This is a genomic window from Pseudomonas sp. MF06569, assembly GCF_059862735.1.
In genome coordinates this window covers 54,682-81,351 of the sequence record NZ_JCBCUZ010000011.1, presented here as the reverse complement: position 1 = coordinate 81,351, position 26,670 = coordinate 54,682, and the positions used below count along the sequence as shown (strand labels likewise).

Annotated in this window: 25 protein-coding genes and 1 tRNA gene; 18 read left to right on the top strand and 8 right to left on the bottom strand. The window is 58.4% G+C overall.

All coding sequences use genetic code 11. The features are described from left to right. Window positions 1–85 precede the first annotated feature (85 nt). Genes AC19YQ_RS12915 through AC19YQ_RS12900 form a run of 4 tightly spaced genes read left to right on the top strand, consistent with a single transcriptional unit; the run spans window position 86 to window position 4,304 of the window. The gene (locus tag AC19YQ_RS12915; protein WP_500595232.1) at window positions 86–1,522 is read left to right on the top strand and encodes an amino acid permease; all 1,437 of its coding nucleotides are present in this window, start codon (window positions 86–88) and stop codon (window positions 1,520–1,522) included. Window positions 1,523–1,572: 50 nt separating this feature from the next. Beyond that, window positions 1,573–2,469 (top strand): LysR substrate-binding domain-containing protein, encoded by an 897-nt coding sequence (locus AC19YQ_RS12910; RefSeq protein ID WP_133078675.1) that lies wholly within the window; start codon window positions 1,573–1,575, stop codon window positions 2,467–2,469. Between the two features lie 12 nt (window positions 2,470–2,481). After that, a complete protein-coding gene (thrC, locus tag AC19YQ_RS12905) occupies window positions 2,482–3,870 on the top strand; it encodes a threonine synthase (protein ID WP_500595231.1) in 1,389 nt (462 codons plus the stop codon). Then, entirely contained in the window at window positions 3,867–4,304 is a 438-nt protein-coding gene (locus AC19YQ_RS12900) for an Lrp/AsnC ligand binding domain-containing protein (protein WP_133078677.1), read from the top strand. Before thrC ends, AC19YQ_RS12900 begins: the two co-directional genes overlap by 4 nt. 105 nt (window positions 4,305–4,409) lie before the next feature. Here AC19YQ_RS12900 and AC19YQ_RS12895 read toward each other — a convergent pair whose 3' ends face one another. After that, a complete protein-coding gene (locus AC19YQ_RS12895; RefSeq protein WP_500595230.1) occupies window positions 4,410–4,568 on the bottom strand; it encodes a hypothetical protein in 159 nt (52 codons plus the stop codon). On the opposite strand from AC19YQ_RS12895, the gene AC19YQ_RS12890 reads away from it, so the two are divergent. From AC19YQ_RS12890 to AC19YQ_RS12880, 3 genes are all read left to right on the top strand, one after another. After that, on the top strand, window positions 4,567–5,607 hold the full coding sequence (locus AC19YQ_RS12890; protein WP_500595229.1) for a homoserine dehydrogenase: 1,041 nt from the start codon (window positions 4,567–4,569) through the stop codon (window positions 5,605–5,607). The two genes, AC19YQ_RS12895 and AC19YQ_RS12890, sit on opposite strands and share 2 nt — an antisense overlap. Before the next feature lie 13 nt (window positions 5,608–5,620). Further along, window positions 5,621–7,039 carry an aldehyde dehydrogenase family protein gene (locus tag AC19YQ_RS12885; protein WP_500595228.1) on the top strand — a complete coding sequence of 473 codons (1,419 nt, stop codon included), beginning with the start codon at window positions 5,621–5,623 and terminating at the stop codon, window positions 7,037–7,039. Between the two features lie 174 nt (window positions 7,040–7,213). Then, a complete protein-coding gene (locus AC19YQ_RS12880; protein ID WP_500595227.1) occupies window positions 7,214–8,035 on the top strand; it encodes a MinD/ParA family protein in 822 nt (273 codons plus the stop codon). A gap of 210 nt (window positions 8,036–8,245) precedes the next feature. Here AC19YQ_RS12880 and AC19YQ_RS12875 read toward each other — a convergent pair whose 3' ends face one another. After that, the gene (locus AC19YQ_RS12875; protein ID WP_500595226.1) at window positions 8,246–8,791 is read right to left on the bottom strand and encodes a cysteine hydrolase family protein; all 546 of its coding nucleotides are present in this window, start codon (window positions 8,789–8,791) and stop codon (window positions 8,246–8,248) included. A 211-nt stretch (window positions 8,792–9,002) separates the two neighbouring features. Between AC19YQ_RS12875 and AC19YQ_RS12870 the strand changes: the two genes are divergently transcribed. Further along, window positions 9,003–10,016: a GlxA family transcriptional regulator gene (locus AC19YQ_RS12870; RefSeq protein WP_500595225.1), complete on the top strand. Its 1,014-nt coding sequence runs from the start codon at window positions 9,003–9,005 to the stop codon at window positions 10,014–10,016. Between the two features lie 147 nt (window positions 10,017–10,163). On the opposite strand, the gene AC19YQ_RS12865 is transcribed toward AC19YQ_RS12870, so the two are convergent. Then, a tRNA-Leu gene (locus AC19YQ_RS12865) sits at window positions 10,164–10,250 on the bottom strand. Between the two features lie 269 nt (window positions 10,251–10,519). On the opposite strand from AC19YQ_RS12865, the gene AC19YQ_RS12860 reads away from it, so the two are divergent. Together AC19YQ_RS12860 and AC19YQ_RS12855 are read left to right on the top strand one after the other, a co-directional pair. Then, a complete protein-coding gene (locus tag AC19YQ_RS12860; protein WP_500595224.1) occupies window positions 10,520–11,566 on the top strand; it encodes a DMT family transporter in 1,047 nt (348 codons plus the stop codon). A gap of 71 nt (window positions 11,567–11,637) precedes the next feature. Continuing rightward, a complete protein-coding gene (locus tag AC19YQ_RS12855; protein WP_133078005.1) occupies window positions 11,638–12,222 on the top strand; it encodes a VTT domain-containing protein in 585 nt (194 codons plus the stop codon). On the opposite strand, the gene AC19YQ_RS12850 is transcribed toward AC19YQ_RS12855, so the two are convergent. The 3 genes from AC19YQ_RS12850 to AC19YQ_RS12840 all read right to left on the bottom strand — a co-directional run bounded on the left by AC19YQ_RS12850 (window position 12,209) and on the right by AC19YQ_RS12840 (window position 14,121). Next, the gene (locus AC19YQ_RS12850; protein ID WP_326426928.1) at window positions 12,209–12,931 is read right to left on the bottom strand and encodes an anti-sigma factor; all 723 of its coding nucleotides are present in this window, start codon (window positions 12,929–12,931) and stop codon (window positions 12,209–12,211) included. The two genes, AC19YQ_RS12855 and AC19YQ_RS12850, sit on opposite strands and share 14 nt — an antisense overlap. Next, a complete protein-coding gene (locus AC19YQ_RS12845; RefSeq protein ID WP_133078007.1) occupies window positions 12,928–13,491 on the bottom strand; it encodes a sigma-70 family RNA polymerase sigma factor in 564 nt (187 codons plus the stop codon). Before AC19YQ_RS12845 ends, AC19YQ_RS12850 begins: the two co-directional genes overlap by 4 nt. A 90-nt stretch (window positions 13,492–13,581) precedes the next feature. Then, entirely contained in the window at window positions 13,582–14,121 is a 540-nt protein-coding gene (locus AC19YQ_RS12840; RefSeq protein ID WP_219261827.1) for a DUF3455 domain-containing protein, read from the bottom strand. A 226-nt stretch (window positions 14,122–14,347) separates the two neighbouring features. Here AC19YQ_RS12840 and AC19YQ_RS12835 point away from each other — a divergent pair, with 226 nt between their 5' ends. Both AC19YQ_RS12835 and AC19YQ_RS12830 read left to right on the top strand, forming a co-directional pair. Further along, complete coding sequence (locus AC19YQ_RS12835; RefSeq protein WP_133078009.1) at window positions 14,348–14,875, top strand: DUF4174 domain-containing protein; 528 nt, start codon at window positions 14,348–14,350, stop codon at window positions 14,873–14,875. 238 nt (window positions 14,876–15,113) lie between these two features. Continuing rightward, window positions 15,114–15,725 (top strand): LysE family translocator, encoded by a 612-nt coding sequence (locus AC19YQ_RS12830; protein WP_133078010.1) that lies wholly within the window; start codon window positions 15,114–15,116, stop codon window positions 15,723–15,725. Here the strand turns inward: AC19YQ_RS12830 and punR are convergent. Continuing rightward, the gene (punR, locus tag AC19YQ_RS12825) at window positions 15,661–16,620 is read right to left on the bottom strand and encodes a DNA-binding transcriptional activator PunR (protein WP_500595223.1); all 960 of its coding nucleotides are present in this window, start codon (window positions 16,618–16,620) and stop codon (window positions 15,661–15,663) included. The two genes, AC19YQ_RS12830 and punR, sit on opposite strands and share 65 nt — an antisense overlap. A 119-nt stretch (window positions 16,621–16,739) precedes the next feature. On the opposite strand from punR, the gene punC reads away from it, so the two are divergent. Further along, a complete protein-coding gene (gene punC / locus AC19YQ_RS12820; protein ID WP_500595222.1) occupies window positions 16,740–17,921 on the top strand; it encodes a purine nucleoside transporter PunC in 1,182 nt (393 codons plus the stop codon). 346 nt (window positions 17,922–18,267) lie between these two features. Here the strand turns inward: punC and AC19YQ_RS12815 are convergent, their stop codons facing one another. Beyond that, window positions 18,268–18,963 carry a pirin family protein gene (locus tag AC19YQ_RS12815; RefSeq protein ID WP_500595221.1) on the bottom strand — a complete coding sequence of 232 codons (696 nt, stop codon included), beginning with the start codon at window positions 18,961–18,963 and terminating at the stop codon, window positions 18,268–18,270. 266 nt (window positions 18,964–19,229) lie between these two features. Between AC19YQ_RS12815 and AC19YQ_RS12810 the strand changes: the two genes are divergently transcribed. The 5 genes from AC19YQ_RS12810 (at window position 19,230) to AC19YQ_RS12790 (ending at window position 26,650) form a co-directional block, all read left to right on the top strand. Continuing rightward, window positions 19,230–21,689 carry a UvrD-helicase domain-containing protein gene (locus AC19YQ_RS12810; RefSeq protein ID WP_500595220.1) on the top strand — a complete coding sequence of 820 codons (2,460 nt, stop codon included), beginning with the start codon at window positions 19,230–19,232 and terminating at the stop codon, window positions 21,687–21,689. Window positions 21,690–22,159: 470 nt separating this feature from the next. Beyond that, window positions 22,160–23,077, top strand: a complete 918-nt coding sequence (gene ltnD / locus AC19YQ_RS12805) for an L-threonate dehydrogenase (RefSeq protein ID WP_257622890.1) — start codon at window positions 22,160–22,162, stop codon at window positions 23,075–23,077. A gap of 10 nt (window positions 23,078–23,087) precedes the next feature. After that, a complete protein-coding gene (gene otnK / locus AC19YQ_RS12800; protein WP_500595219.1) occupies window positions 23,088–24,380 on the top strand; it encodes a 3-oxo-tetronate kinase in 1,293 nt (430 codons plus the stop codon). Then, on the top strand, window positions 24,377–25,015 hold the full coding sequence (gene otnC, locus AC19YQ_RS12795) for a 3-oxo-tetronate 4-phosphate decarboxylase (RefSeq protein ID WP_339476270.1): 639 nt from the start codon (window positions 24,377–24,379) through the stop codon (window positions 25,013–25,015). The genes otnK and otnC overlap by 4 nt, the downstream gene beginning before the upstream one ends. 174 nt (window positions 25,016–25,189) lie before the next feature. After that, window positions 25,190–26,650, top strand: coding sequence for a GntT/GntP/DsdX family permease (locus tag AC19YQ_RS12790; RefSeq protein ID WP_133078018.1), 1,461 nt, complete (start codon window positions 25,190–25,192; stop codon window positions 26,648–26,650). Window positions 26,651–26,670 lie beyond the last annotated feature (20 nt).

The following is a 26,670-nucleotide window of genomic DNA, read 5'->3' as shown; positions in this document are numbered from 1 at the left end:
AATAACAACTAACGATGATTTCATTGTGCCGCCTGATAGTCGGCTGCAAGAAATTGTTGTCCGAGCATTTCATGAGAATAAAGCCATGACCATCCAGGCAAGTAATGATCAGTCCGATCCGGGCTTGAAGTTCAAGAAAGAAATGGAAACCCGACACATTGTCATGCTGGCGTTGGGGGGTGTAATCGGTACGGGGTTATTCCTCACCTCTGGCTACACCGTTAACCAGGCAGGGCCGCTCGGCGCAGTGATTGCCTACATCATCGGTGCGGTGATGGTGTACCTGGTGATGGTCTGTCTCGGTGAGCTGGCGGTGCAGATGCCAGAAACCGGATCTTTCAGCAGCTACGCCACCCGATACCTCGGCCCGGGCACGGGCTACACGGTGGCGTGGCTGTACTGGCTCACGTGGGCCGTCGCCATTGGCTCAGAGTTCACGGCAGCCGGAATCCTGATGGTCCGGTGGTTTCCAGACACGCCGGTCTGGGTCTGGAGCGCGGTGTTTGCCATTGCGGTGTTCCTGAGCAACGTTGTTTCTGTTCGTCTGTTTGCAGAAACCGAATTCTGGCTTTCACTCATCAAAGTGCTGACCGTCATTACCTTCATCGCCATTGGTGGCGGGGCTATTTGCGGCCTGTTCCAGGTCCAGCATTTACAGGGTGCCGGACTGTCGAACTTTACCCGTGAAGGGCTGTTCCCGACGGGGCTCCTTCCAATTGCAATGACGCTTCTGGCAGTCTCCTTTGCCTTTTCCGGGACTGAACTTATCGGGATTGCAGCCGGTGAGGCCAAAGACCCTCAGAAAAGCGTACCCAAGGCCATCCGTACCACGGTGGTGCGTTTGGCGCTGTTCTTCGTGGGGACTATTTTCGTACTGGCGACCTTATTGCCCCGCGAGCAGGCGGGCGTCATTGAAAGCCCGTTTGTGATGGTGTTCGAGCTGATAGGCATCCCTTACTCAGCGGACATCATGAACTTTGTCATTCTCACCGCCCTGATTTCCGCTGCCAACTCCGGGCTCTATGCCGCTTCGCGCATGCTTTGGACGTTGAGTGATCAAGGTCACATGCCCAAACGCTACGTCAAACTGTCGAAACGAGGCACGCCGGTCAACGCGATTGTGTTGAGCATGGTGGGGGCAATGGCATCTCTGCTCAGCAGCGTGCTTGCCCCCGACACGGTTTACCTGGCGCTGGTGTCGATCTCGGGCCTTGCGGTCGTGATCGTGTGGATGAGCATCGCGGCGAGCCAGATCGCCTTCCGACGCCAATACGTTGCCAATGGCGGACGCGTCGAGGACCTGCAGTTTCGCGTGCGCGGTTACCCCTGGGTTCCTCTCGGTGCGTTGCTGTGTTGCTTGCTGGCCTGCGTCGGTATTGCCTTTGATCCTGAACAGCGGGTCGCGCTTTACTTCGGTCTTCCATTTATCGCCTGGTGCTACTTCGTCTACTGGATTACCCGCAAGAAGCGCGAGGAGCGGCTGGCATTGGCAGCGGCTGCACATTGCGCTGGTGCAGCGTGAATGGCTCAGGCGATGATTGAGCAAAAATAAGCACTGATGAGGTTGCGCCGATGAGTCAAAAATCACTACCGCCCTTGAACTGGCTGAGGGCATTCGAAGTGTCGGCGCGGTATCTGAACTTCACCCATGCAGCACAGGAGCTGCACCTGACTCAGGGTGCCGTCAGCCAGCAGCTCCGTCAGTTGGAGCGTCACCTGGGTGTCGCGTTGTTCAAGCGCCTGCCACGGGGGCTTGGCCTGACTGAAGAAGGACAGTCCTACCTGCCGGTGGTGCAAGACGCAATCAGTCGTCTGGCGGTGGGTACAAACGAGATTTTTGGCCAGCGCAACCGAAGGCACGTGAAGGTGCGTGGCAGCCTGTCCTTTCTTCATTATTGGCTGGCTCCCCGGCTGGCGGATTTCTGTCGGGATTACCCCCAGATCGACATCCGGTATATCAGCAATCTCTGGGTGAAGGAGCCGGACGGAGAGGATGACCTGGAAATTCGCTGGGGCTGCGGCGAGTGGCCGGGATTGCACTCTCAGCGATTGACCCGGGACATCCTGCAGCCCGTGTGCTCACCCGAGCTCATGGCCCGTTCACCCATCCGTGAACCTCGGGACTTGATGCACCATTCCTTGCTGCATGTGCTGGGGTACGAGGAAGGGTGGGGCTACTGGTTGAAGCGGGTGGGCGCGGACGATGTCGATTATTCCCGTGGTCTCCAGTTCGACACACTGGTGTCCACCATTCGCATGGCCGAACTGGGGCAGGGCGTTGCTTTGGCGCGGTCTTCTATGGTGGAGGACTTGCTCAAGAGTGGGCACCTGATTGCGCCCTTCAGTCATCGAATCGAGGCCAGCGAATCGTTTTATCTGGTGCGTGAGCAGGCGGAGGTTCTTTCGCCGGATGCCGCGATCTTTTCTAGCTGGCTGGTGGCTCAATCCCACCGGCTTTTATCATCCTGATCTGGAGTCAACATGCATTACGTAAGCACACGGGGCGGTGACGTCAGGGCAGACTTTCGCAGTGTGGTGCTGTCGGGGCTTGCCGAAGATGGCGGTCTCTATGTCCCGGCGGGGTTGCCGGTCTTCACCGAGAAGCAGATTGCGAGCTGGTCGTGGCTGCCATTCGACGAACTGGTGTGGCGGGTGGTGTCGCCGTTTGTGGGGGCTGCCATGGACGAAAGCACGTTGCGCGCCTTGCTGAGCGACAGCTATCGAAACTTTAACCACCGCGCCATTACGCCCCTTGAGCAGGTTGGCCACAACGAGTGGATACTTCAGCTGTTTCATGGCCCGACCCAATCTTCCAAGGATTTCGCTGCGCAACTGCAGTCGCGCCTGGTGGCGCACTTCATGGGCGAAGTCGGTGGTCAGGCGCTGATCATCGGTGCCACCAATGGGGATACCGGGCTGGCTGCACTTGAAGCGTTTGCCGACTGCCCGTGCACGCGTATGGCAATACTGTATCCACGCAGTGGGGTGTCGGCCGAAAAACTCGCTGTGCTACTGGCGGCAGACCCCGAGCGGGTCCAGCTTTTTGCGGTCGACGGTAACTTCGACGACTGCCAGACGCTGGTCTCGCGGCTCATGCGTGACTGGCCTTTGGACGGGGTGATACCGATCTGTTTCAACTCCACTAACTGGGTCGGAGTCCTGGCACAGATCGTGTTCTATTTTCACGCGGTCCTGCAACTGGGTGGCGGGACGCGCCCCGTAGGCTTCAGCGTTCCCGCCGCCAGCTCTGCCGAGATCTATGCCGGTTACGTTGCGCAGAAAATGGGATTGCCCATCAATCAGGTGATCATCTCCACGAACAGCAACGATGCACTGCACCAGTTTTTTCATTGCAACCGTTATACGACTCAAGTGAGCAACCGCACGTTGTCTCCGTCGATGGATTTCTCTCTGTACTCCAACCTGGAGCGTTTCATCTGGGAGCTGTATGAGCGAGATGGACGTTCAACGAAAGCGCTCATGGAGCACTTTGAAGACTGCGGTGAGTTAAGCATCGGCAACCAGCAATGGCTCCGGGCCCGAGTTCTGTTCGACTCCTATGCCGTGAACGAAGCACAGGTGCGGGAGGAAGTCGTCACACTGTTCCGTGAGACCGGGGCGGCAGTCGATCCTCAGACCGCGGTGGGGGTGTTGGCCGGGCGCATTCATCGACGCAGTCTGGGAGCTCCCATGGTGACCCTCGGGCAAATCGCGCCGGGCAAATCTGCGGCCCTGTTGGCCGAACTGGGTGTGTGGCAGGGAGACGTGCCAGCGACCTGCGAGGTGAGTCACCAGCCACCAGGCTTGGCCAAGGAAGACCTGGACGGCCTTAAGCGTGCACTCTTGTCAGCGCAGCAGAGGTACCCATGAAGCGCATTCTGGATCCGCTGGATGAACGCATACTGGCCGAACTCACCGCGAATGCCCGGATAGCCCATGTCGAACTGGGTGCCAAGGTCAATTTGTCTCGAAATGCCGTGCGCCAGCGCATTGAGCGCCTTGAGCGCGACGGCGCCATCCAGGGCTATACGACAGTGCTCGGCGAGTCCCGACGGCCTTCATCCCTGATCAGTGCCGTGATCTTTGTCTACCGCTACGACCGCATGCGTGGAGAAGCCGTACTTGCCGTGCTGCGCTCGCTCCCCGAAGTGGTTCAGTGTGAAGTCCTGAGTGGCGAGTTTGACTTGATGCTTCGAGTCAATGCAGCGTCTCCCGAGCGTGTCCACCTCGTCTGGAAGGAAATCTCGGCGCTGCCCGGGGTGGAAAATACCGTCACCTCATTTGTCCTTTCGGCCGTGTTTTAAGCACGGCAGACGCACTGCTTTCATTCCCTGTACATCCCTCGCTTCCCCCTTTGCAACTCGGCCCTGAAGCGCGTGTCAGGGCCGGGTTAATTCCCCCTCAATCTCTTAAACCACCCGCAACGGTGCATCCGGGCGCTGGCCACTGAGCAGCAGTGGATAGGCGCAAAACGGCCAATAAATACAGCACTCTGCCATATTCAACTGCCAGAGCCCGACTCCTACGATGTTGCTGTCGAACAACAACATCCAAGAGGACTGCTTCATGACTGAATACAAGATTGCCCTGGTAGGTTTTGGTGGCGTCAATCGCGGCCTGGCCCAACTGATCGCAGAGCGTAACGCCGAGTGGGAAACCACGTTAGGTTTTACCCTCAAGATTGTCGGCGTCACTGACCTGTTTCTGGGATCCATCGTTGCCAGGCAAGGCCTGGATGCCCTGCAACTGGTCGCCCTGCCAGCTGAGAAGGGGGCATTCGCCCAACTGCCAGGCGGCAGTGCCGAGGCGTTCAACGAAACCATCATCAAGCATTCCGGCGCCGACATGATTTCCGAGGCCACCTTCACCAATCCTGTGAACGGTGAGCCCGCGACCACGTTCTGTCGCTGGGCACTGGAAAGCGGCATCCATGTGGTGACCACCAACAAAGGGCCGATTGCCCTGCACGGGGCCGAGCTAAAGGATCTGGCCCGTCGCAAGGGGGTTGCTTTCGAGTACGAGGGGTCGGTCATGAGCGGTACGCCTGTGATTCGCCTGGCCACTCAGGCGCTGGCTGGAGCAGGTATTCAAGGTTTTGAAGGCATCTTGAACGGGACGTCCAATTACGTGCTGACGCGCATGAAGGACGGCCTGACATTTAACGACGCAGTGGCCCAGGCTCAACAGCTTGGCTATGCCGAGGCCGACCCGACTGCCGATGTGGAGGGGTTTGACGTTCGCCTCAAGGTGGTGATCCTTGCCAACGAACTGCTCAATGCCCGACTGACCGTCAGCGACGTAGCTTGCTCGGGTATCAGCAGCATCAGCCCCCAGGACATCGCTCAGGCAACGGCCAATGGGGCCAGCTGGAAATTGATCGGTTCTGCACATCGCGAAACCGATGGTTCGGTCCGGGCGAATGTAGAAGCCCGTCTGCTGCCCAATGAACACCCTCTGGCAGGTATTTCGGGTGCCATAAACGCGGTGTCGTTCAACACGGCCCTGCTGGGTGCCGTCACGGTCAGCGGCCCTGGAGCGGGTCGTATAGAGACTGCTTTTGCGCTGCTGTCCGACATCATTGCCATCCATACCCACTGCAGCAAGTAACAGGAGAGACGTCATGACCGTATCCAGCATGGCCAGCATCCAGCTTGTTGATGCCAAACAGATTGATGTGTTCAGCCCTTTCGATGGTCGCCTGGTAGGAAGCGTGCCTTGCCTCGATGCAACAGCCGTTCCTGGCTTGCTGGAGCGCGCCCGGGTTGGCGTGCGCGAGAGTGCAGCGATGCCTAGACACCTGCGGGCACGTATCCTTGAGGACGCGGCCCGGCGTGTAGAGGTTGCCGCCCAAGCCTTTGCCAGACTCATCGTTGCAGAGTCAGGAAAGACCCTGAGGCAAGCAGAAAAAGAAGTGAAGCGGTGTGTAAACACCCTGAAGCTGTCGGCCGAGGAAGCACGTCGCAACGCAGGGGAGGTCATTCCATTTGAAGCCTATGAAGGCTCCGAGTCGCGCCAGGGCTGGTTTACCCGTGAACCGCTGGGGCTGATCGTCGCGATCACGCCTTACAACGACCCCCTGAACCTGGTCGCCCATAAACTGGGCCCGGCCATCGCCGGTGGCAATGCCGTGATCCTGAAGCCTTCAGAGCTCGCACCCTTGTCTGCGCTCAAGCTGGTCGAATGCCTGGTGCAAGCGGGTCTGCCACCGTCCGTGGTCACTACGGCCACCGGAGGCGTCGACCTGGGCAAAGCACTGGTGCAGTTGCGCGAAGTGCGGATGATTTCCTTCACCGGTGGCTTTGCAACCGGGGAGTCCATTGCTCGCAGTGCAGGCTTGAAAAAATTGGCCATGGACCTGGGAGGGAACGCTCCCGTCCTCGTGCTCGAAGACTGTGACCTTGAACCCACCGTTGAGTCGTGTGTTTCCGGAGCTTTCTGGGCGGCAGGTCAGAACTGCATCGGAACGCAGCGCATCCTTGTGCACCGTTCAATATACGAACAATTCCGCGAGCGTTTTGTCAGCAAGGCCCGCGCATTGGTCGTTGGTGATCCGGATCTGCGGGCAACCGATGTCGGCCCGATGATCACGGAACAGGCGGCTCGTCGCACTGAACAACTGGTCAATGAAGCAGTGGCCGAGGGGGCTGCTGTGCTGTGCGGCCACCATCGCCAGGCGGGCATTTATGCTCCCACCGTTCTGGAGTGTGTAAGCCACACCAGCAGGATCTGGCAGCAGGAAGTCTTCGCGCCGGTGGTCATTCTGGAGCCTTTTGATCAGCTTGAGGATGCCGTTGCATTGGCCAACGCTCCTGAATACAGCCTGCATGCAGGCCTCTTCACACGTGACCTGTCCAAAGCGTTGAAACTGGCCCGTCAACTGGAAGCCGGCGGGGTGATGATCAATGACTCTTCGGATTATCGTTTCGATGCCATGCCGTTTGGTGGCTTTAAATACGGAAGCCTGGGACGGGAAGGTGTGCGGTTTGCCTATGAGGACATGACCCAGCCCAAAGTGATTTGCATCCATGAAATGGGTTAAACCGTCGAACCAGGCTTGTCCATAACTGCCCTGGCGCGCAAGTCGCCTACCTGAAAGTCCTCGTTCTCTATCCAGGATATGCAGTCATTTACTAATGCTATGTGAGTATTGTCTGCGTTAACTATTAATGGGGTAATCAATGATTTAAGACATGACATCTGCGGGATAACTGACATGGAACTTGCGCACTCTGTACAAGTTGTCGCTGTGACGAGTGGTAAGGGGGGCGTCGGAAAGACGACTGTGGCAGTGAACCTTTCTTTGGCGTTGGCGAGTCGCGGAAGGCAAGTCGTCTTGCTCGATGGTGATCTTGGATTGGCGGGTGTTGATGTTGCAGTGGGCGTTATCCCCCGATACACGATTGCTGACTTGATGGAAGGTCGTTGTGTGTTATCGGATGTACTGGTGCAGGGGCCGGGAGGTGTGCGTATCGTCCCGGCTTCTGCCGGTGTCGAGAGCATGGTGAACCTGTCATCCACTCAGCACGCAGGCCTGATCCAGGCCTTCAACGACATCGCCGACAGTCTGGATGTGCTGGTGATTGATACTGCGACCGGGATCGGTAAATCGGTGATCAGTTTCGCCCGGGCCTCTCAAGAGGTCTTGCTGGTGGTCTGTGACGAGCCAGCGTCTATCGCCGATGCCTACGCACTGATCAGACTGCTGAATCGTGACTACGGGATAAACCGCTTTAGGGTTTTGGCAAACATGGTGCCTGAGTACCAGGGTGGACGCAGCGTGTTCGCCAAGTTGGCGAAGATTACCGATCAATTCCTGGATGTCTCTTTGCAGTACGTGGGAGCGATTCCGTATGACGAATGCGTGCGTAAATCCGTGCAGACTCAACGCGCCGTTTATCAAAGTTTTCCGCGCTCTCAGATCGCCAAGGCATTTCAGAGCCTTGCCCTGAGGGTCGACGCCTGGCCATTGCCGGGCAGCCCCAGAGGGGGGCTGGAGTTTTTCATTGAGCAGCTCATCTCTAACTCGAGAGGGTGAGACCACCAAGGTCGCAAGCAGATCTTGCGCACACCCTGGTGCGCAAACGAGTGAGTCATTCCTGCATAGCCTGCGCACTTGTGAACGGTTAGTTCTCCAGGCCATTGCTGCAGCAAAGGCACTGGAGGATGTTGAGTCGTGAGCCGAGAGCGCTGCCGGCCGTGCGGCCACACAAGAACCTGACAAGGGCTTTGTTGAGGCTCTACACGTTTATGCCGAGAGGTACTCGTCCACAGATTTAACGGTGGCGTAGCCGAACTCAAAGGCGGCCATCATCGCCGCATGCACTTGAGCGGCAGGCACGTTCACCCCGTGAAATGAGAGATCCAGGGTGGCGCAGGCATCATGCAGCACAGTAACCGGATAGCCCATGTCCGCTGCAGCACGCACGACTGCGTCAATGCACATGTGGCTCATCGCGCCTATCACCACGATATCCTGAACATCGAAAGCATCCAGCTGCTTCTTGAGGTCAGTGTCTCTGAAGGCATTGATGTGTTTTTTAACAATCACGGGCTCGTCACCTTCAGGAGCCACCTCTGGCTGAATCTGCGCGCCGCTGGAGCCTTTGACGAAAATCGGGACATTCGCATCATCGGATTCATGCCGTATGTGAAAAACAGGAATCCCTTTATATCGCCCATGGTCGATGACCCGACGAGCATTCGCCACAGCGGCCTCGATACCGTCCAGCGGTAGTTTGCCAGTGGGCAGGTATTCGTTTTGCAGATCAACTACTACAAGACCTTGTTTCATGAACGATCTCCAATTTATCAATGTGATGTTGTAGTGAAAGCTGGGACGGCATTCGAGTAAGCAAGATGCCTTCTGCCAACGTCCAGCAGGGTTTGAATCAGTTATCCAGCAAATGCATCGAATACACCATTCTTGCCCAATGCGTTGAAGCCTGATAGCGGCCTAAATGACATAATTCGTTAAAATCGGGCCAAATGATCGGGGCTGCCAGATGAAATCCATACGTGTCGCTGTTCTAGCTTTTAACGGCGTGAGTCTGTTCCATCTTTCGGTGCCGGGAATGGTGTTGGGGACGGCTCAATCCGAACCTGGCGAACCTCGATACGAGGTCAGCTACTGCACAGAGACACCTGGAATGGTGAGTTGCGACCAAGGCATCGACTTATCGGTTGCCCATGGCCTGGAGTTGATGGAGGCATCTGATGTAATTGTCATTCCATCGTGGGGCGAACAATTGGTCGCGGCATCGACACCGCTTGTGAGAGCCCTTCAGCAGGCGAATGCACAAGGCAAGCTCATCGTCGGGTTGTGTTTGGGAGCATTCGTACTGGGAGAAGCCGGACTGCTTGATGGTAAAGAAGCGACCACTCACTGGGCAGGCAGAGACGAGTTTGCGCGACGCTTTCCAGAGGTTGGCTTCAGGCCCGATGTGCTCTATGTCAGTGACGGCAACATCATGACCTCGGCTGGAACGGTGGCGGCAATCGATTGTTGCCTGCATTTGGTACGCCAGCGGCTCGGAGCTGATGTGGCGAATCGCACCGCGAAGATGTTGGTGACCCCACCGCACAGGCAGGGAGGTCAGGCTCAATACGTGGAGCATCCTGTGCCCAAACTCTCTAGCGAGACTCATTTGTCCGATGTGTTGGCGTGGGCTCGAGTGAACCTGGCCAGTGATCTATCGCTCGACGCCCTGGCAGACAGGGCGAAAATGAGCAGGCGTACGTTTACCCGGCGGTTTCGGGAGGCCACTGGCAGTACCGTCTCTAAATGGTTGAATGCTCAGCGAGTCGTCAGGGCGCAGGAACTGCTTGAAACGACGGATTTACCGATTGAATGCGTTGCCGGCGAGGCCGGTTTTGGAACCCCCTTGTCCTTGAGGCAACAATTTGGCGCTCAGCTTGGCACGTCGCCTTCAGAGTATCGGCGGATGTTCTCTCGCAAAACGATACCGGGCGGCAAGGCGAGCGACAGCCAGCTTCAGGCCAGAGTTCGGTATAAGTGATCCTATTTGAAGGAGCAGTCTGGCAGGCGATGGGGAAACGGATTTTCGTAGGTTGGCTGGACGCCAGGGGAGGGTCGAAAAGGGAGCTGTTACGGAACAAAAACAAAGGGCCTGCACGAAGAATCTCATGCAAGCCCTTGATTTGTTTGGTGCCCGAACCCGGAATCGAACCGGGACGCCCTTACGAGCGGGGGATTTTAAGTCCCATGCGTCTACCAGTTTCGCCATTCGGGCGGTAGCGCTGTGAAGCGTGTCAGGAAGGAAGGTGCTTTAGAAGTCAAAGTACTCAAGAGCCTGCGTGACAGGTGGACGAATATATAGAGCCTGCGCCGATGAGGCAAGTTCGATAGCGTTCAATCAGGTACATTTTTTTGCCTGACGGCTGAGTAAAACCTTCGGAAAATCATAGATATACCGAACGCCCCAAGGTTTGTGCCGCTAAGACGGCCGTTTCTTGGGGGCTGGTCTAGGCTGCATGCACGACGATTAAAGAAGTGGATGTGATGAATACGAGTGTGGTTTACGCATTGGCTGCAGCGGCGCTGTTTGGGGCCAGTACGCCTCTGGCCAAGGTACTGGGGGCCGAGGTTCCACCCGTGATGCTGGCGGGTTTGCTGTATCTGGGCAGCGGGGTGGGGCTGCTGCTGGTGCGCTGTATTCGCGATCGAGGCTGGAAGCCGTCGGGCTTGAGTGCCGGCGAGTGGCCCTGGTTGGGCGGGGCGATTGTGTTTGGCGGGATTTTGGGGCCTGTGGCCTTGATGTTCGGTCTGACCCTGACCAGTGGCGCGACCGCGTCGCTGATGTTGAATCTTGAACCCGTGCTGACTGCTCTGTTGGCGTGGGTGGTGTTCAAGGAAAACGCCGATCGGAGGATTGTGCTGGGCATGCTGGCGATTATCGCCGGGGGAGTTGTGTTGTCCTGGCCTTCAGGTACGGCGTCAAATATGTCGCTCTCCTTGCTCGGGCCGCTGGCCGTCGCGTTTGCCTGTTTGTGCTGGGCGATTGACAACAATCTGACGCGCAAGGTGTCTGCCTCGGACGCGCTGTTTATTGCAGGGGCCAAAGGGTTGTTCGCAGGGCTGGTGAACTGCGCGATCGCGCTGATGATGGGCGCAAAGATTGCGCCACTTGCGGTGCTAAGCCCGACATTGCTGATCGGCTTTTTGGGCTACGGCGTCAGTCTGGTGCTTTTTGTACTGGCATTGCGTGGCCTGGGGGCTGCGCGGACTGGAGCGTATTTCTCGACAGCGCCTTTCCTGGGCGCGGCGATCTCTATCCTGGTCCTGGGTGAGTCGGTGTCGGTGCTGTTCTGGGTCGCGGCGGCGTTCATGATGTTTGGCGTCTGGCTGCACCTGACCGAGCGCCATGAGCATGTCCATCTGCATCAGCCGTTGCAGCACACCCATCGGCATGCCCACGACGAACATCATCAGCATGAACATGATGAAGACGTCACCGGGAACGCCCCCCATAGTCATGCCCATCAACATCACGTGATCAGTCATAGTCACCCGCACTTTCCGGATATTCATCATCGACATCGGCACTGAGTGGCTGCGTGATAGATTGAGTCGCAGGGACGCCGTAACACCCAGACCTTCAATGGAGCTATAAAGCACCCATGTTCGAACACATCGACTTCAATTACTTGCTGGCAACCTATGGTTATCTGGCCATTTTCATCGGGTGTCTGCTGGAGGGTGAAACCATCCTGCTGCTGGGCGGGATGGCCGCGCACCAGCATGTGCTCAAGCTCTTGCCGGTGATTGGTTACGCCAGTCTGGCGGGGATGCTGGGTGATCAGTTGCTGTTCTGGATCGGTCGGTATTTCGGCGCTCGCCTGCTACCGCGCCTGCACAAGCAGCAGGCTGTCATCGACCGGGTCACTCAAATGATCAATCAGCATCCTGCGGTATCGATTTTTTCGGTGCGGTTTCTCTATGGCATGCGGCTGGTCGGGCCGATGGTGATTGGGGCCTGCAAGGTTTCGCCTTTGAAATTCACCTGCATCAACGCGTTGGGCGCTGCCGTATGGGCAACGCTGTTTGCCAGCGGCGGGTATTGGGCCGGGGAGTTTCTGGAAGGGATGCTGGGCGACCTCAAACCGTATCGTTTGCCGATTGCGCTAGGGGTCATTGCGCTGATGGTTGCCGTGGCCGTGGCACGTCATTACCGGGCGAGAAGCAAGGCCGTCAAATCACTTTGACGGCACGGCCGATAAATTGAATCGGGCCAGTAGGCTTTCCAGTCGTCGAACCGTTGGGACCTTCAAGGGTCAGCTCAAAGAGTTGATTGGGCTCCAGCGGTGGCAAGCGATCCAGTGGCAATGACAAGGTTTGTCCTGGCTTGACCAGCCCCAGGGACACGGGGCCATCCCAGCCATCGCCCTTGGTCCAGAACTCCAGCGCCTTGTCGCTGGGCACCTGTGCGATGCCCAAGGGGATAAGCTGGATGTGTTGGCGGTTACTGGCCTGGATCACCCAGCCCGGTGCCTGATTTTGCGGTGCCACCAGTACCACCATGTAAGCAGGCGGGGACGCTGTCGGGGTTGCGGTCAATAACACCGTCCCCAGCACCAGAGTTGCCGCCAGGCCCGCCGCTGAAAGGCCGCGCCATAATGGCAGCAGGTTCCACCAGGATGTGCTGGCCTGAGTCCGGGGTACAGGAACATTCAGTGCGTTGAGACTGCGTTCGATTCGAGGCCACAGCTGCCTGGATGGCGTCTGTGCGGGCACCAAGTCGTTGAGTGGCAACAGGCGCGCTTCCCAGCGCTGCACCGCTGCTTGCAGGTCGGCTTCATGGGCCAGGCGCTGCTCGACTGAGCGTCGCTGTTGCGCGTCCAGGGTTCCCAACACGTATTCGCCCGCCAATGCATCAAGATCGGCCGGGTCGTTGTCTTCAGGTTTGAAAGTCATCCCATGCACTCGCGCAAGGCGCTCAAGCTGCGTTTGATCCAGGCTTTGACCGTGCCCAGGGGCGTGGCCAGTTTTTCTGCAATTTCGGCGTGGGTATAACCGTCGACGTAGGCATGCACGATACACGTACGCCTAGCGGGTTCGAGTTGTTCGAGGCAGCCGTAAATCCGCTCGGAGCCCGTTCGCCATTCAAGGGCATCCTGCGCCTGACTGCCATCGAGGGCGGCCAGGGGCTGTAGTGCCAGTTCGCTGTCTTCGCTGACTTGAAGTTCAAGGCGATTGTCGCGCATGAAGTTCAGAGCCAGATGCCGTGTCACGCTGAAAATCCAGCCCCGTGCCGACCCGCGCTGAGGGTCAAAACTGGGAGCGCGCGTCCAGATCTTGATAAAGGCGTCATGCACGATGTCCTCGGCCAGAGCGTTGTCGCGGGCAATGCGCCTGGCAACACCGAGCAGTCGTGCGCTTTCCTGGGCATACAGGGCAACCAGCGCCTGCCGTTCACCGCGGGCGCAGGCGAACAGGCAGGCTTCGTAGTCAAACAATGGCTCAGGTAGCGTCACTGTATTCAGCCGTTAAAGGTGGGACATCCCCGGGGCGTACCCGGGCTCCATCGAAGCAGCGTAGACGAGAAACGCTACAAGCCATGGATCTTAACGGCTGGCCCAGAAAATGTAGTCAGCCTGATAAGGCACCACCTGGCGCTGGCCCTTGTTGACGGCCGTGCATTCGCTGCTGGGAGCCACGCCGCCTTTGAGGGCGACACGCTGGATATAACTCACGCCGCTCATGGCGCCTTTGCCTTCAGCCGGATTGGCCTTGACCAGTTGGTACGGCAAATTGCCTGCGCCGGCAGGAGCTACCGCGAGCTGGGTGCCCGTCACTTTGGAACCGTCCAGGGCTTGCCAGGTGGCTGGCGGGCCAAAATAGGTGCCGACTTGTTTACCATTTGTGTCGTTGAGTTGGGCTTTTGGACCGACAAAAAACCACTCCATCTGACCGGGCGCATTGGCTTTTTCTTTGCACTCGTAAGTGATTTCGCCTACGCCAACTGTAGTCATCGCCATCTTGTGTCCGTCGGGAACCCTAATGTTTTCGGGCAAATCAGCCTGGGCATAGGCGACTGGCACCCCGACAAACATCACGGCGGCAAGTGTAACGCTGGCATGGCTGATCAAGCGTTTTACGTTCATGTACCTATCTCCTGATGGGTTAACAGCGTAGTGGCTGTTACAGGTACTACCCGTGGGCGAGGGGTTTGGATGCAGTTGCAAAAAATAAACATGAAAGGCAAAGTCCGGGACCCGGTTGCGTGACTGAGCCCTTGGCCTAAGCTCTGAGTTACAGGCTCAACGCCACGGGTTTCAAGGCATTGGCAACACGCTCGCGAAGCCGGTCCGATAATAAAAGGAGATCTGGATGTTTATCCGTTTATTGATCCTTGCCAGTGTGCTGGTGAGTGGCACGGTGCAAGCTGTTGAAGTTCCAAGTCCCCTTGAACAGGATCGCGGCAAAGCTCGTCCATTGGTGATAGTTGCTCGTGCCGAGGCTGATCCAACCCTGGTAGCCCTCAAGAAAGCACTCGAAGACCCGGCCACCAAACAGGCGTTCAACGAACGCAACATGGTGCTTTATACGATTGTCGGGATCACTGGCAAACGTGATGGCAAGGACCTTGAGCCCCAGAGCACGATGTCGATGATTCGCGGACTCAAGCCGGGGATGATCATTGACAAGGCCAAAGTGATCCTGATCGGCAAGGATGGCGAAAAGAAAGTCGAGACAGTCGGCGACGTTGATCTTGGCGAGCTGTTCAAAACCATCGATGCCTTGCCTGCGGCTGAAAAGGAAACCCAGGCGCCGGTTGCGGTCGAGACTCCAGTCAAGGGTGCTGCTGCGGGCAAGTCGGCCAAACCGGCAAAGCAGGTCAAGGCCCTGGAAGACTGAGTGGTCACTGAAAGACAGGCAAAAAAAGGCCCGCTGGGGGAAGCGGGCCAAATGGGATTCACTAAGGAGTGGATCCAATCTAGGCCCGGCGATGTGAAAGTGGTGTGAAAATCCCGTCGTCAAAACGAAAGTACACCTTCAAATGTGTGTGGTAAAAATAGAGCCCAGCTGTAGCGCAATGCCAGCACTGTAATCCGATAGGGTGAGTCAACCGCTCCTCTGACTGCCGGATACCCTCATGCCGTTCTCCCTTGAATTGATTACTGCCTTCGCACTGTTTGCGTTTGTCTCATCCATCACGCCCGGGCCCAACAACACCATGCTGCTGGCATCGGGCGTCAACTTCGGGTTCAGGCGCACCATTCCCCACGCGCTGGGCATCAGCTTCGGCTTCATGTTTCTGGTACTGGCGGTAGGGCTGGGGCTGGGCGGTGTGTTCAAGGCCGTCCCTGTGGCCTATACCGTATTGCGTTACCTGGGCGCGGCCTACCTGCTGTACCTGGCCTGGAAAGTCGCCACGTCAGGGCCGGTTTCGGATTCGGATTCTGCCCAGGGCAAGCCTTTGGGGTTCTGGGGGGCAGCGGCATTCCAGTGGGTTAATCCCAAGGCCTGGGTGATGGCCGTCGGTGCAATCACGACCTACACGCCGTCCCAGGGTTACATCGCCAATGTGTTCATCATCGCCCTAGTCTTTGCCGTCATCAACTTGCCCAGCGTGTGTGTCTGGGCAGGCTGTGGCAGCGCGCTACGCAGCGTTCTGACCAAACCAAAATGGTTGTTGGCGTTCAATCTGACGATGGCAACTCTGCTGGTGGTGTCGCTGTATCCGATTCTGTTTGATGTTCATTGAGCCACTCCTGACTCAGGGTTGGCGTGTCGCCCAAATACTCCAGTAACCAGCTCATGGCCGGTGAGTGATTTTTTTGCGACCAGGCAATGCATGAAGGGCTGGCCGGGAAGGGCCGTTGCAAGTGCAGCGCCACCAGCTTGCCCTGTTCAATCAAGGGCTGGGCCAGGTGGGCAGGCACCATGCCGACGCAGAGCCCGTCGCTGAGGCAGGCCAGCCCCGTGGCCCAGTCGGGCACCATCATTCTGCGCTGGTTGTCCAGCGTCCAGGTGTCCCGTTTGGGCAGGCTGCGGGAGGTGTCATCCATGCACAGTGAAGGGAAGGGGCGCAGGTGATCATCGCCCAGCAACCCCGTAACTGAAGCCAGTGGATGCTGAGGGCTGACCACGCAAAGCCAGTGCAAAAAGCCCATGTCGCGAAAAGCAAAACTGCCTGCCACCGGCACTGCTCGCGTGGCGCCGATCACAATGTCGGTGCGACCGTCCACCAGCGCGTCCCACACACCGTTGTACACCTCGTACTGGACAATCAGCTCCACGTCGGGAAAGTGCCGATAGAAATCGATCACCATTTGCCGGCAGCGCGGATGCTTGATGATGGAGTCCACGGCCACCCGCAATTGACCGCTCCAGCCATTGGCAACCTGCTGGCACAGGCGTCGGGTGCCCAGCATTTTTTTCATCACGTCGCGGGCTTCTTTGACAAACATCTGCCCGGCGGGCGTCAGCTCCACATCCCTGTGGCGACGAACAAACAACGGAACGGCCAGCCACTGTTCCAACTGGCGAACGGTGTAGCTGACGGCTGAGGGCACGCGGTGCAGCTCCTGGGCCGCACCACTGAAACTGCCGTGGCGGGCTACCGCATCAATGACATCCAACGAGTATTCGGACCACATGGGTTTGCCTTCAAAAAATTCGATGCCAGTTGGCAATTATTTACGCTTCACAAGCTGATGCTCGGCTGGATAATGGGCGGCAGTCAACAAATTGTTTGATGGCAAGTTTTTGGGTGCACATGAAGAATTCTTTTGGTTTTACCTGTTATCTGGCCGGGCTCAGCATGCTCGGCTACCTGGCGATGGATATGTACCTGCCTGCATTCGGCGCCTTGCGCAGTGAATTAGGGCTGTCTGCCGGCGCTGTGGGCGCGAGTCTGAGTATCTTTTTGGCCGGTTTTGCAGTGGGGCAGTTGCTCTGGGGACCGCTGTCGGATCGCCTGGGTCGCAAGCCGGTGCTGCTGGCGGGACTGTCCCTGTTTGCACTGGGGTGTGGGGGCATGTTCTGGGTTGAGAACAGCGTGTTGCTCTTGAGCTTGCGGTTTATCCAGGCCATTGGTATTTGTGCCGCGGCCGTTACCTGGCAAGCGCTGGTGATTGATCGCTACCCGGCCGACAAGGCCAGCCGTGTATTCGCCGGGATCATGCCGCTGATGGGCCTCTCACCGGCGTTGGCCCCTTTGCTGGGCGCCGTGGTCCTGAGTCACCTGGGCTGGCAAGCGATCTTCGCAGTGTTGCTGGGCCTGGCGGTACTGCTGATCATCCCCACGCTGATGCTCAAGGAAAAAGCGCGCACAACGCCCCGGACGGTAGCGTCAGGCGTGAGCTATTGGCAGCTTCTGCGCTCGGCACCGTTTAGTGGCAACGTGATGATCTTCGCCGCTTGCTCGGCCAGCTTCTTTGCCTGGTTGACGGCATCGCCTTTTATTCTGGGCGACATGGGCTACAGCCCGAGCGATATAGGCTTGAGTTATGCGCTGCCCACCCTGGCATTTCTGGTCGGTGGCTACAGCTGTCGCAGTGCACTGCTGCGGGTCAGTGGCCGTACGCTGTTGCCCTGGTTGCTGGTCGCTTACTGCGCGAGCATGGTGGGGCTGTATCTGGTGGCTACGCAAACCGAACCAACGCTGACCACCTTGCTGATTCCGTTTTGTTTGATGGCACTGGTTAACGGTGCGAGTTATCCCATTGTGGTTGCCAATGCCTTGATGCCGTTTTCGGAAAATTCCGGCAAAGCGGCTGCATTGCAAAATACCATGCAGCTTGGCCTGTGTTTTCTGGGCAGCCTGCTGGTTTCGGCGTTTATCAGCCAGCCACTGCAAATAACCGTTGAAGTGATGCTGGCAACTGCGCCCTTGGCGGTGCTGGGTTACTTGATTCAGCGGCGCAAGGCAAATGCCAAGGCATTCGCGACTTCCTGAAGGTAGCGGCAGGTGGAAAATCTGTAGCCGCTGAGGAACCGTGCGAAGCAGTCGTAAAGTCAGCTTCCACTGATAATCAGTGATACCGCGTGCGCCGGTTTTGCGACCGCTTCGCGCTCGATCGCAGCCTTCGTTCTTCGTCAGCGGCTACACGGGGGATGGGGGGCGAACTCTGTAGCCGCTGACGAGTAGAACGAGGCTGCGATCGGCTGCGGAGCAGTCGTAAAACCATGGTTCGCGATTCTTCAGGTAGCACGCGATTGCCGGGTTTTGCGAGGAGTGCCTCCTCGATCGCAGCCTCGCACAGCTCGTCAGCGGCTACAGGTTTGGTGGCGCAGCTGGGGGATCAGGCCACATCCACCAGCACGATTTCGCTGTCTTCAATGGCTGTCACGCGCAGTACCGACTCATCGACCACTGCAACGCCGTCACGGGCGCTGGCACGCAGGCCGTTGACTTCGATCACCCCGGTGGCAGGTACCAGGTAGGCGCGGCGGCCACTGTCCAGCCGGTACTCGGCTGTTTCTCCGGCCTTGAGGTTGGCGACGACCAAGCGTGCATCAGCGCGAATACCCAGGCTTTCGTGGTCCCCATCCTTGCCGCTGGCCAGTGTCACAAAGCCTTCGCGCTGGCCTTTGGGGAAGGGCCGGGCGCCCCAGGACGGTGCCTCGCCTTCCTTGTTCGGGATGATCCAGATCTGGAAGATCCTGGTCGGTGTCGACTCCATGTTGTATTCGCTGTGAGCAATGCCGGTGCCCGCACTCATGACCTGGACATCGCCCGCTTCAGTGCGGCCCTTGTTGCCCAGGTTGTCCTCGTGGGTGATTGCACCTTCACGCACATAGGTGATGATTTCCATGTCGCGGTGAGGGTGCTTCGGGAAACCGGTGCCAGGGGCGATAACGTCGTCGTTCCACACCCGCAGGTTGCCCCAGTTCATACGCTGTGGGTCGTAGTATTCGGCGAATGAAAAGTGGTGATGGGCGTCCAGCCAGCCGTGGTTGGCACCGCCCAGGGTAGTGAAGGGTCTGAGTTCAAGCATGATGCGTCTCCTGTTCAGGTTGCCCGTGGGTGTGAACGGCTACCCGGTTGATAATGGTGTGATTCTCTGTCAGGAACATATCGATAAAAAGCTTAAAAAATGCGTGTAACCAATCTAATAAATAGATGTCTAGTGTTGTCTCTAAATAGGCTTTACCTTCACTGCCTGCCCTAAACGGCTGATGCTCAAGCAATTAGCTAGATCTCTGTGCGCAATGGGGCGACCATAGCCCATCCGCCCGGACAGCCTCACACCCTGGAGTCAGCGTGCCGCAACACACCCCCGAACTGCCTGAAGAACTTGCCCCCATCACCCAATTGCCATTGTTTAAGCGCCTGGCTGCGCGATTATTTGGCAGTGGTTTGAACCGTTTGCGGGCACAACATGCTGCGTCCTGGTTGCAAGGCCAGGCGGACGGGTTTCGCAGCGGACACAGTGCCGGGGTCGATTACGGCTTTTCAGAGGGCCATGCCGAAGGCCTGGAAGAGGGCCGTCAGGTGCTGTTAATCAGCGACACGCGCCCGCAGGAGCTGCGGGCGCCCGGTATCGATGACAACCTGTTCGATGACTGGCGGCTGCCGCTGGGGCCAGAACTGAAAAAGCAGATCAAGGCGGATGTTGCCGCCATCCTGCCCGAGCACGCTCAGCCCAGTGCCGCACAGTGGAAGATGATCTTCAGCGATACGCCGTCTACCTCCGTGGTCGCGGGTGCCGGGGCAGGGAAGTCGACGTCGCTGGTGTTGCGGATCCTGCTGCTGACCCACTACCTGGGTTTTGAGCTCGATTCGATGACCGTCGTGACCTTTACCCGCGAATCGCGCAAGGATTTCATCAAGAAGCTGCAAGAGATTTTTGCCTTGTGGGGCCGCACCCTGTCGCTCAAGGAAGCCCGGGATGTAGTGCGCACCTTTCACTCGCGGATTTTGCCCATGGTGCGCAGCTTGCCCGGCTACTCCCGCTTGCAGGCCTTCGAGACCCTGAACACCCGTAGCCTGCTCAACGATGAAGATGCCGACAGCAACCCGTTTGACCTGCGCATCAACGATGCCCAGCGTCAGCAGCTCAATGCCTGCTACCACGGGCTGTACACCCGCGATGAGCGCTTTCGTCAGACCCTGGCACCTCTGCGCATGCATGCCTTGCAGCTCAAGGAGCTGGAGCGCGACCATCCTGAAGTGCAAAAGCGCATGGCCGTGACCGAACTGGCCGCCAAGCGCGATGAAGAACTCTGCGACACCCTGGAAGACTTGTGGTTTGCCGCCGGTGCGTGGCCGATCAAAGGTATCGAGCCCAATCGCGAAACCGTCGAGATCAATGGCTCGCAGTTCCATTGTCACGGTTACATTGCCGAGCTGGATGCCTGGGTAGTGCTGGGCTTCGATCCTCGGGAGAATCCGCAGATTTGCCGTCCCGGTGCCCGGCTCAGTGTGCGTGCCGAGTGGGCAGTAAAGCGCACTCTGTTTCGAGCTTTCTGCGGTAAGCCATTGATTTGGCTAGATAGCTATGACTCTGCCAAGCGTGTTATCAGTTCAATGGCGGGTGATGCCAGCGCAGGCCCGGGCTTTGATTACAAACTCAAGGGTGAGTTGGGTTCAGCGCCGCTGCTCGACAGTTTTGTCGCGGCGGCAAGCTTTATCGAGAACCTGGGGCTCGACGTGGCGGCGGCGGTGGGCGATATGCGCTTTGCCAAGGAAGACCCGGACCGTTTCTTCTTTGAGGCCTTGAGCCTGTACTGGCGGGCGCTGGAGGATCATCTGCTGGCCCAGACGCCACCGGTCATGACTTACAACCGCATGTTCTCCCTGTTTGGCGAGAATACCCCGCAGAATTTCAAGTTGCTGAGCCATGAGCAACTGCGCCCGCTTTCCCATCTGATGATCGATGAGTTTCAGGACGTCTCACCGCAGATCGTGTCCTGGTTGCGCGCCAGCTTGCGCGAAATCCGCAGTCGTGGACCGGCGATGCATGTGGGGCGCGGGGCCCAGCGCTCGTCGCTGCTGTGTGTCGGGGATGACTGGCAATCGATCTACGGCTGGCGAGGCAGCTCGCCCAAATACTTCATGGAGTTCAACAAGGAATTCCCGTCGCCCGCGACCACGCGGGTGATGCTCAGCGACAACTTTCGCAGTCATCAGCACATCATCGATGCGGCCGAGCATATTGTGCGCGCGGCGCCGTCCATTGCCGGCAAAAAGGCCAAGGCCAGTGGCGAGCCCAAGACGCCAGTTCCGGTCAATGTGCTGCATCGCGACGATCAGGGGTTGGCAGCGCGCCTGATTGAGCATTACAACGCCGGTGACAGCATCTTGATGTTGTATCGAAAAAGTAGCGATAAACTGTTGATAGAAAAGGATATTCAGTCTGTAGTTAATGTTGATTCTAGGTTGGAGCCTGAGGATCGCAGGCTTAAGCAACTGACCTATCACAGCTCCAAGGGATTGCAGGCGGATGCCGTTTTCTTGCTGGGTGACTGCCAGCACCTGACGTCTTCGCCCTACAAGAATCAGGTGTATCGCATGGCTGGCCTGGGCAAGGACGCAGACCCTGAGCCTTATGACAGCGCCCAGAAAGACGAAATCCTGCGGCTGGCCTATGTAGGCATCACCCGGGCGGTCAAGCACTGCTATTGGTATCTGGAAAATCAGGATGCCCAGGGACCGAATGTCCCCAAGGCCTCTGATCGCGTGCCTCAAGGCAAGGCGTTTTTTGAGGATTTGCGGGCGTAATCTTCAGCAAACGTCGAACTGGTAAGGCCGTCCATCCGCCCTGGATGGCATCACCGCACCCGAATGACCGCACTTGAATGAGTAGGGCTCAGCAACATCGAGCCCACGATTCTGCGTGTCCGCCATTCCGGGTCCTTCGACCGTTGTCGTGTGTGCGATGCCATCCGAAAACATCAAGTGATGGGGTATGCCTGGCGTGGGGCGATGTTATTCGGTTATGTTAAAAAATGTTAGATGAAAAAATAACTTCACATAATCTGATCATTGGTGGATTATCTGCTCAATCCGCATGACAACCTGAAAACAACATAAAACAGGATTGCGACGATGTTCGAGACTACGCCCAGCCGCCTTGTCGCCACTTCTCCTTTGGCTGGCACCGCCATCACCATCGATCCAGTCTTTCCCCTCTCTGCACACGTGGACAATGCCCTGCGCCTTTACGGTCAGGCCGTGCCCGCAGCTTTTCTCTGGAGTACCCCATGAATAACAAGAATGTCGGCGTAATCGGTCTGGGCGCGATGGGACTGGGCATTGCCCGTTCGCTGTTGCGCAGCGGCTTCAACGTGCATGCCTGTGACGTACGCGAAGCCGTCACCACGCAATTTGCCAGCGAAGGCGGTGTGGCCTGCACTTCACCGGCTCACATGGCCGGTGAGTGTGATGTGATCATCACCGTTGTGGTGAATGCCGAGCAGACCGAAACCGTGTTGTTCGGTGAAGGTGGCGCCGTGGCTGCATTGCGCCCGGGGAGTCTGGTGATTGGCTGTGCCACTGTCGCACCGACCTACGCGGTGGAACTGGGGCAACGCCTGGATGAGAAAGGCTTGCTGTACCTGGATGCGCCGATCTCCGGTGGCGCCGCCAAGGCTGCGGCGGGCGAGATGACCATGATGACGTCCGGCCCGGCTCCGGCCTACGCCAGGGCCGATGCGATCCTGGCGGGCATGGCCGGTAAGGTCTATCGCCTGGGTGATGTTCATGGCCTGGGTTCCAAGGTCAAAATCATCAATCAATTGCTGGCCGGCGTGCACATCGCCGCCTCCGCAGAGGCGATGGCCCTTGGGTTGCGCGAAGGGGTGGATGCCGATGCACTGTATGAAGTGATCACCCACAGCGCCGGTAATTCGTGGATGTTTGAAAACCGCGTGCCGCACATTCTCAAGGCAGACTACACGCCTTTGTCCGCCGTCGATATTTTCGTCAAGGATCTGGGCCTGGTTCTCGATACAGCGCGGGCCAGCAAGTTTCCGCTGCCGTTATCGGCAACGGCACATCAGATGTTCATGCAAGCTTCCAGCGCGGGTTTTGGCCGCGAGGATGACTCGGCCGTGATCAAGATCTTCCCGGGCATTGAGCTACCGAAAGCCAAACCTGAATCCGTTTGAGGGCCGCGTCATGACTACTTCCATCGCCCGCCCGTTGCTGGGGTGCATCGCCGATGACTTCACTGGCGCCACGGATCTGGCCAATATGCTGGTACGCGGTGGCATGCGCACGGTGCAAAGCATTGGCATTCCCGGTAGCGAAGTCGCCGCCGGGCTCGACGCAGACGCCATTGTGATCGCACTGAAATCCCGCACCATGCCGACCCAAGACGCTGTCGCAGAATCCCTGGCGGCGTTGAACTGGTTGCGAGAGCAAGGTTGCGAGCAGATTTTCTTCAAGTATTGCTCCACGTTCGACTCCACAGCCGCCGGGAACATCGGCCAGGTCAGCGAAGCATTGCTCGAGGCGCTGGGCAGTGATTTCACCCTGGCCTGTCCGGCATTCCCGGAGAACGGGCGAACCATTTTTCGCGGCCACTTGTTTGTGCAGGATCAACTGCTCAGTGAGTCGGGGATGCAGCACCATCCGCTGACGCCCATGACCGATGCCAATCTGGTGCGTGTCCTGCAATCCCAGACCACCCTGAAGGTCGGGTTGCTGCGCTACGACAGCATTGCACTGGGCGATGAACACGTACGCGGGAAAATCGCCGAATTGCGGGCGCAAGGTATTGGTATGGCCATCGCCGATGCATTGAGCGATGAGGACCTTTACACCCTGGGCACGGCCTGTGCCGACCTGCCTCTGCTGACCGGTGGTTCGGGCCTGGCGCTGGGGCTGCCGGAAAACTTCCGTCGCGCAGGCAAGTTGAGGCATCTGGATGCGTCGTCATTGCCCACGGTGTCGGGAGGGGAAGTGGTCCTGGCGGGGAGTGCCTCTGTCGCGACCAATGGGCAAGTTGCTGCGTGGCTTGAATCAGGCCGCCCGGCCCTGCGCATTGACCCGTTGGCCCTGGCAGCCGGAGAGCCGGTTGTTGCCCAGGCGCTGGCTTTCGCCAGGGATCATGGGCAGACCGTATTGATCTATGCCACCAGCTCGCCGGACGAGGTCAAGTCGGTGCAACAGCAACTGGGTGTCGAGCAGGCTGGCAGCCTGGTAGAGCGCGCCTTTGGCGACATTGCCAAAGGTCTGCTGAGTACTGGCGTGCGTCGCTTCGTGATCGCAGGCGGTGAAACCTCGGGCGCGGTGGTGCAGGCGTTGGGGGTGCAACTGTTGCAGATCGGGGCGCAGATCGATCCGGGCGTGCCTGCCACGGTCAGCAGCACCGATGAGCCTTTGGCGCTTGCGCTCAAGTCGGGCAATTTTGGTTGCCGGGAATTTTTCGACAAGGCTTTGAAGCAACTGGCCGGAGGTGCGCAATGAGTCGCGAAGCCGCATTGCGCGAGGAAATTTGCGACGTGGGTCGCAGCCTGTATCAGCGCGGCTACACCGTGGGCAGCGCTGGCAATATCAGCGCCCGTCTTGACGATGGGTGGCTGATTACCCCCACCGATGCCTGCCTGGGTCGTCTTGATCCAGCGGCCATCGCCAAGGTCAACCTCGCGGGAGAGTGGGTGTCCGGTGACAAGCCGTCGAAAACCCTGGCCCTGCATCGCCAGGTCTATGACCGCAATCCAGGCGTCGGGGGTGTGGTGCATACCCATTCCACCCATCTGGTGGCATTGACCCTGGCCGGGGTATGGCATCCGGATGACATTCTGCCGCCGTTGACGCCTTACCAGGTGATGAAGGTCGGGCACATTCCATTGATCGGTTATCAACGGCCGGGCTCCCCAAAGGTGGCCGAGCAAGTCGCGCAACTCGCCAACAGCGTGCGGGGCGTAATGCTCGAACGGCTCGGCCCGGTGGTCTGGGAAAGCTCCGTATCCAAGGCCAGTTATGCCCTGGAGGAGCTTGAGGAAACGGCACGACTGTGGCTGATGAGCGACCCGCGTCCGCAGCCGCTGGATCAACTCGCCCTGGATGAATTGCGAGAAGCGTTCAACGTTCACTGGTAGGGCCGATACACCGCTAATGCAGGCTATGCCCGGGAGCAGCAGTGCTACTCCTGTGGGGAGCGGCTTGCCTAAAACAATAACAACAGGACTTGACCTCATGGCATACGATCACCGTATCACTCATGTTTTAAGTGGCATTCGCCCACCCTTCGTTCAACCTGGAGCGCGGCAGTCATGAGCCCGTTCATTCTGATGTTGACTGCCGGAGCCGGGATCGCGCTGTTGCTGTTCCTGGTGCTCAAATACAAGTTTCAACCTTTCGTGGCCCTGATGCTGGTCAGCATTCTGGTGGCATTGGTGGCCGGGGTGAAACCGGCGGATCTGGTGGCAACCATTGAAGGCGGCATGGGCAAGACCCTTGGTCATATTGCGATCATCATCGCACTGGGCGCTATGATCGGACGGATCATCGAGCTTTCCGGCGGTGCCGAGGCACTGGCCAAGACGTTGATGGAGCGCTTCGGCAACCGTCGCACGCCGTTGGCGCTGACCGTTGCCGGTTTTATCATTGGTGTACCGGTGTTCTTTGAGGTCGGGGTGATCATTCTGATGCCGCTGGCTTACGGAGTGGCGCGCAGAGCGCGTAAACCGCTGCTGGTGTTTGCGTTGCCGATGTGCGCGGCGCTGCTCACCGTGCATGCTTTTTTGCCACCCCATCCGGGTGCTGTCGCGGCGGCAAGCCAGCTGGGGGCTGACCTCGGTCGTGTGCTGATGTTCGGCCTGCCGATCACGGCCTTCCTGTGCTACGTCGGCTACCGGGTGGCCGGGCGCATGACGCGTCGCTTCTACCCGATGAGCGATGACATTCGCGCTGAAGTCTATGGCCCGCATGTGACCAACGAAGACTTGGCGGCATGGACCAATGGCCAGTCAACCGACACGGTAAAAGCGGCTGTCGCCGAGACCCACATGGGGCTGGAGGAATCCACCAGCAGTATCGTCTCCAAGCTGCCGCCGGCACCGCCGCCCGGCTTTGCACTGATTTCAGGCCTGATCCTGTTTCCCATCGTGCTGATCCTGCTGGGCACTCTGGCTAACTCGTTGCTGCCCCCGGAATCGACCTTGCGCGGGATCATGACCGTGCTCGGCGCACCGCTGGTGGCGCTGTTGCTGGACACCTTGCTGTGTGCCTGGCTGCTCGGCTCGCGCCGTGGCTGGAGCCGCACCCAGGTTTCTGATGTCATCGGTTCGGCTCTGCCCGGCGTGGCCATGGTCATCCTGATTGCCGGTGCAGGGGGTGTATTCGGCAAGGTGCTGGTCGACACCGGGATCGGCGCGGTGGTCTCCGACATGTTGCGTACCACCGGGTTGCCCGTGCTGGCCCTGGGGTTCCTGCTGACCATGTTGCTGCGTGCGGTACAGGGCTCGACCACTGTGGCACTGGTGACTACCGCGGGTATCATCAGCCCGCTGATCGTCACCCTTGACCTGACGCCCAACCACATGGCGCTGCTGTGCCTGGCCATGGGCGGTGGCGGGTTGGCCATGTCGCACATCAACGACGCGGGTTACTGGATTTTCACGAAACTGGCCGGGCTCAACGTCGCGGACGGTTTGCGCACCTGGACCGTGATCACAACGTTGCTGGGCACGCTCGGCTTCTTGATCACGCTGGTGATCTGGCCATTTGTCTGACCCATTTCCCAAGGAGTTAA

Coding starts and splice junctions, on each gene's coding strand:
- AC19YQ_RS12915 (WP_500595232.1), top strand. CDS start 86: ATGACCATCCAGGCAAGTAATGATCAGTCCGATCCGGGCTTGAAGTTC.
- AC19YQ_RS12910 (WP_133078675.1), top strand. CDS start 1,573: ATGAGTCAAAAATCACTACCGCCCTTGAACTGGCTGAGGGCATTCGAA.
- thrC (WP_500595231.1), top strand. CDS start 2,482: ATGCATTACGTAAGCACACGGGGCGGTGACGTCAGGGCAGACTTTCGC.
- AC19YQ_RS12900 (WP_133078677.1), top strand. CDS start 3,867: ATGAAGCGCATTCTGGATCCGCTGGATGAACGCATACTGGCCGAACTC.
- AC19YQ_RS12890 (WP_500595229.1), top strand. CDS start 4,567: ATGACTGAATACAAGATTGCCCTGGTAGGTTTTGGTGGCGTCAATCGC.
- AC19YQ_RS12895 (WP_500595230.1), bottom strand. CDS start 4,568: ATGAAGCAGTCCTCTTGGATGTTGTTGTTCGACAGCAACATCGTAGGA.
- AC19YQ_RS12885 (WP_500595228.1), top strand. CDS start 5,621: ATGACCGTATCCAGCATGGCCAGCATCCAGCTTGTTGATGCCAAACAG.
- AC19YQ_RS12880 (WP_500595227.1), top strand. CDS start 7,214: ATGGAACTTGCGCACTCTGTACAAGTTGTCGCTGTGACGAGTGGTAAG.
- AC19YQ_RS12875 (WP_500595226.1), bottom strand. CDS start 8,791: ATGAAACAAGGTCTTGTAGTAGTTGATCTGCAAAACGAATACCTGCCC.
- AC19YQ_RS12870 (WP_500595225.1), top strand. CDS start 9,003: ATGAAATCCATACGTGTCGCTGTTCTAGCTTTTAACGGCGTGAGTCTG.
- AC19YQ_RS12860 (WP_500595224.1), top strand. CDS start 10,520: ATGAATACGAGTGTGGTTTACGCATTGGCTGCAGCGGCGCTGTTTGGG.
- AC19YQ_RS12855 (WP_133078005.1), top strand. CDS start 11,638: ATGTTCGAACACATCGACTTCAATTACTTGCTGGCAACCTATGGTTAT.
- AC19YQ_RS12850 (WP_326426928.1), bottom strand. CDS start 12,931: ATGACTTTCAAACCTGAAGACAACGACCCGGCCGATCTTGATGCATTG.
- AC19YQ_RS12840 (WP_219261827.1), bottom strand. CDS start 14,121: ATGAACGTAAAACGCTTGATCAGCCATGCCAGCGTTACACTTGCCGCC.
- AC19YQ_RS12835 (WP_133078009.1), top strand. CDS start 14,348: ATGTTTATCCGTTTATTGATCCTTGCCAGTGTGCTGGTGAGTGGCACG.
- AC19YQ_RS12830 (WP_133078010.1), top strand. CDS start 15,114: ATGCCGTTCTCCCTTGAATTGATTACTGCCTTCGCACTGTTTGCGTTT.
- punR (WP_500595223.1), bottom strand. CDS start 16,620: ATGTGGTCCGAATACTCGTTGGATGTCATTGATGCGGTAGCCCGCCAC.
- punC (WP_500595222.1), top strand. CDS start 16,740: ATGAAGAATTCTTTTGGTTTTACCTGTTATCTGGCCGGGCTCAGCATG.
- AC19YQ_RS12815 (WP_500595221.1), bottom strand. CDS start 18,963: ATGCTTGAACTCAGACCCTTCACTACCCTGGGCGGTGCCAACCACGGC.
- otnK (WP_500595219.1), top strand. CDS start 23,088: ATGACTACTTCCATCGCCCGCCCGTTGCTGGGGTGCATCGCCGATGAC.
- otnC (WP_339476270.1), top strand. CDS start 24,377: ATGAGTCGCGAAGCCGCATTGCGCGAGGAAATTTGCGACGTGGGTCGC.
- AC19YQ_RS12790 (WP_133078018.1), top strand. CDS start 25,190: ATGAGCCCGTTCATTCTGATGTTGACTGCCGGAGCCGGGATCGCGCTG.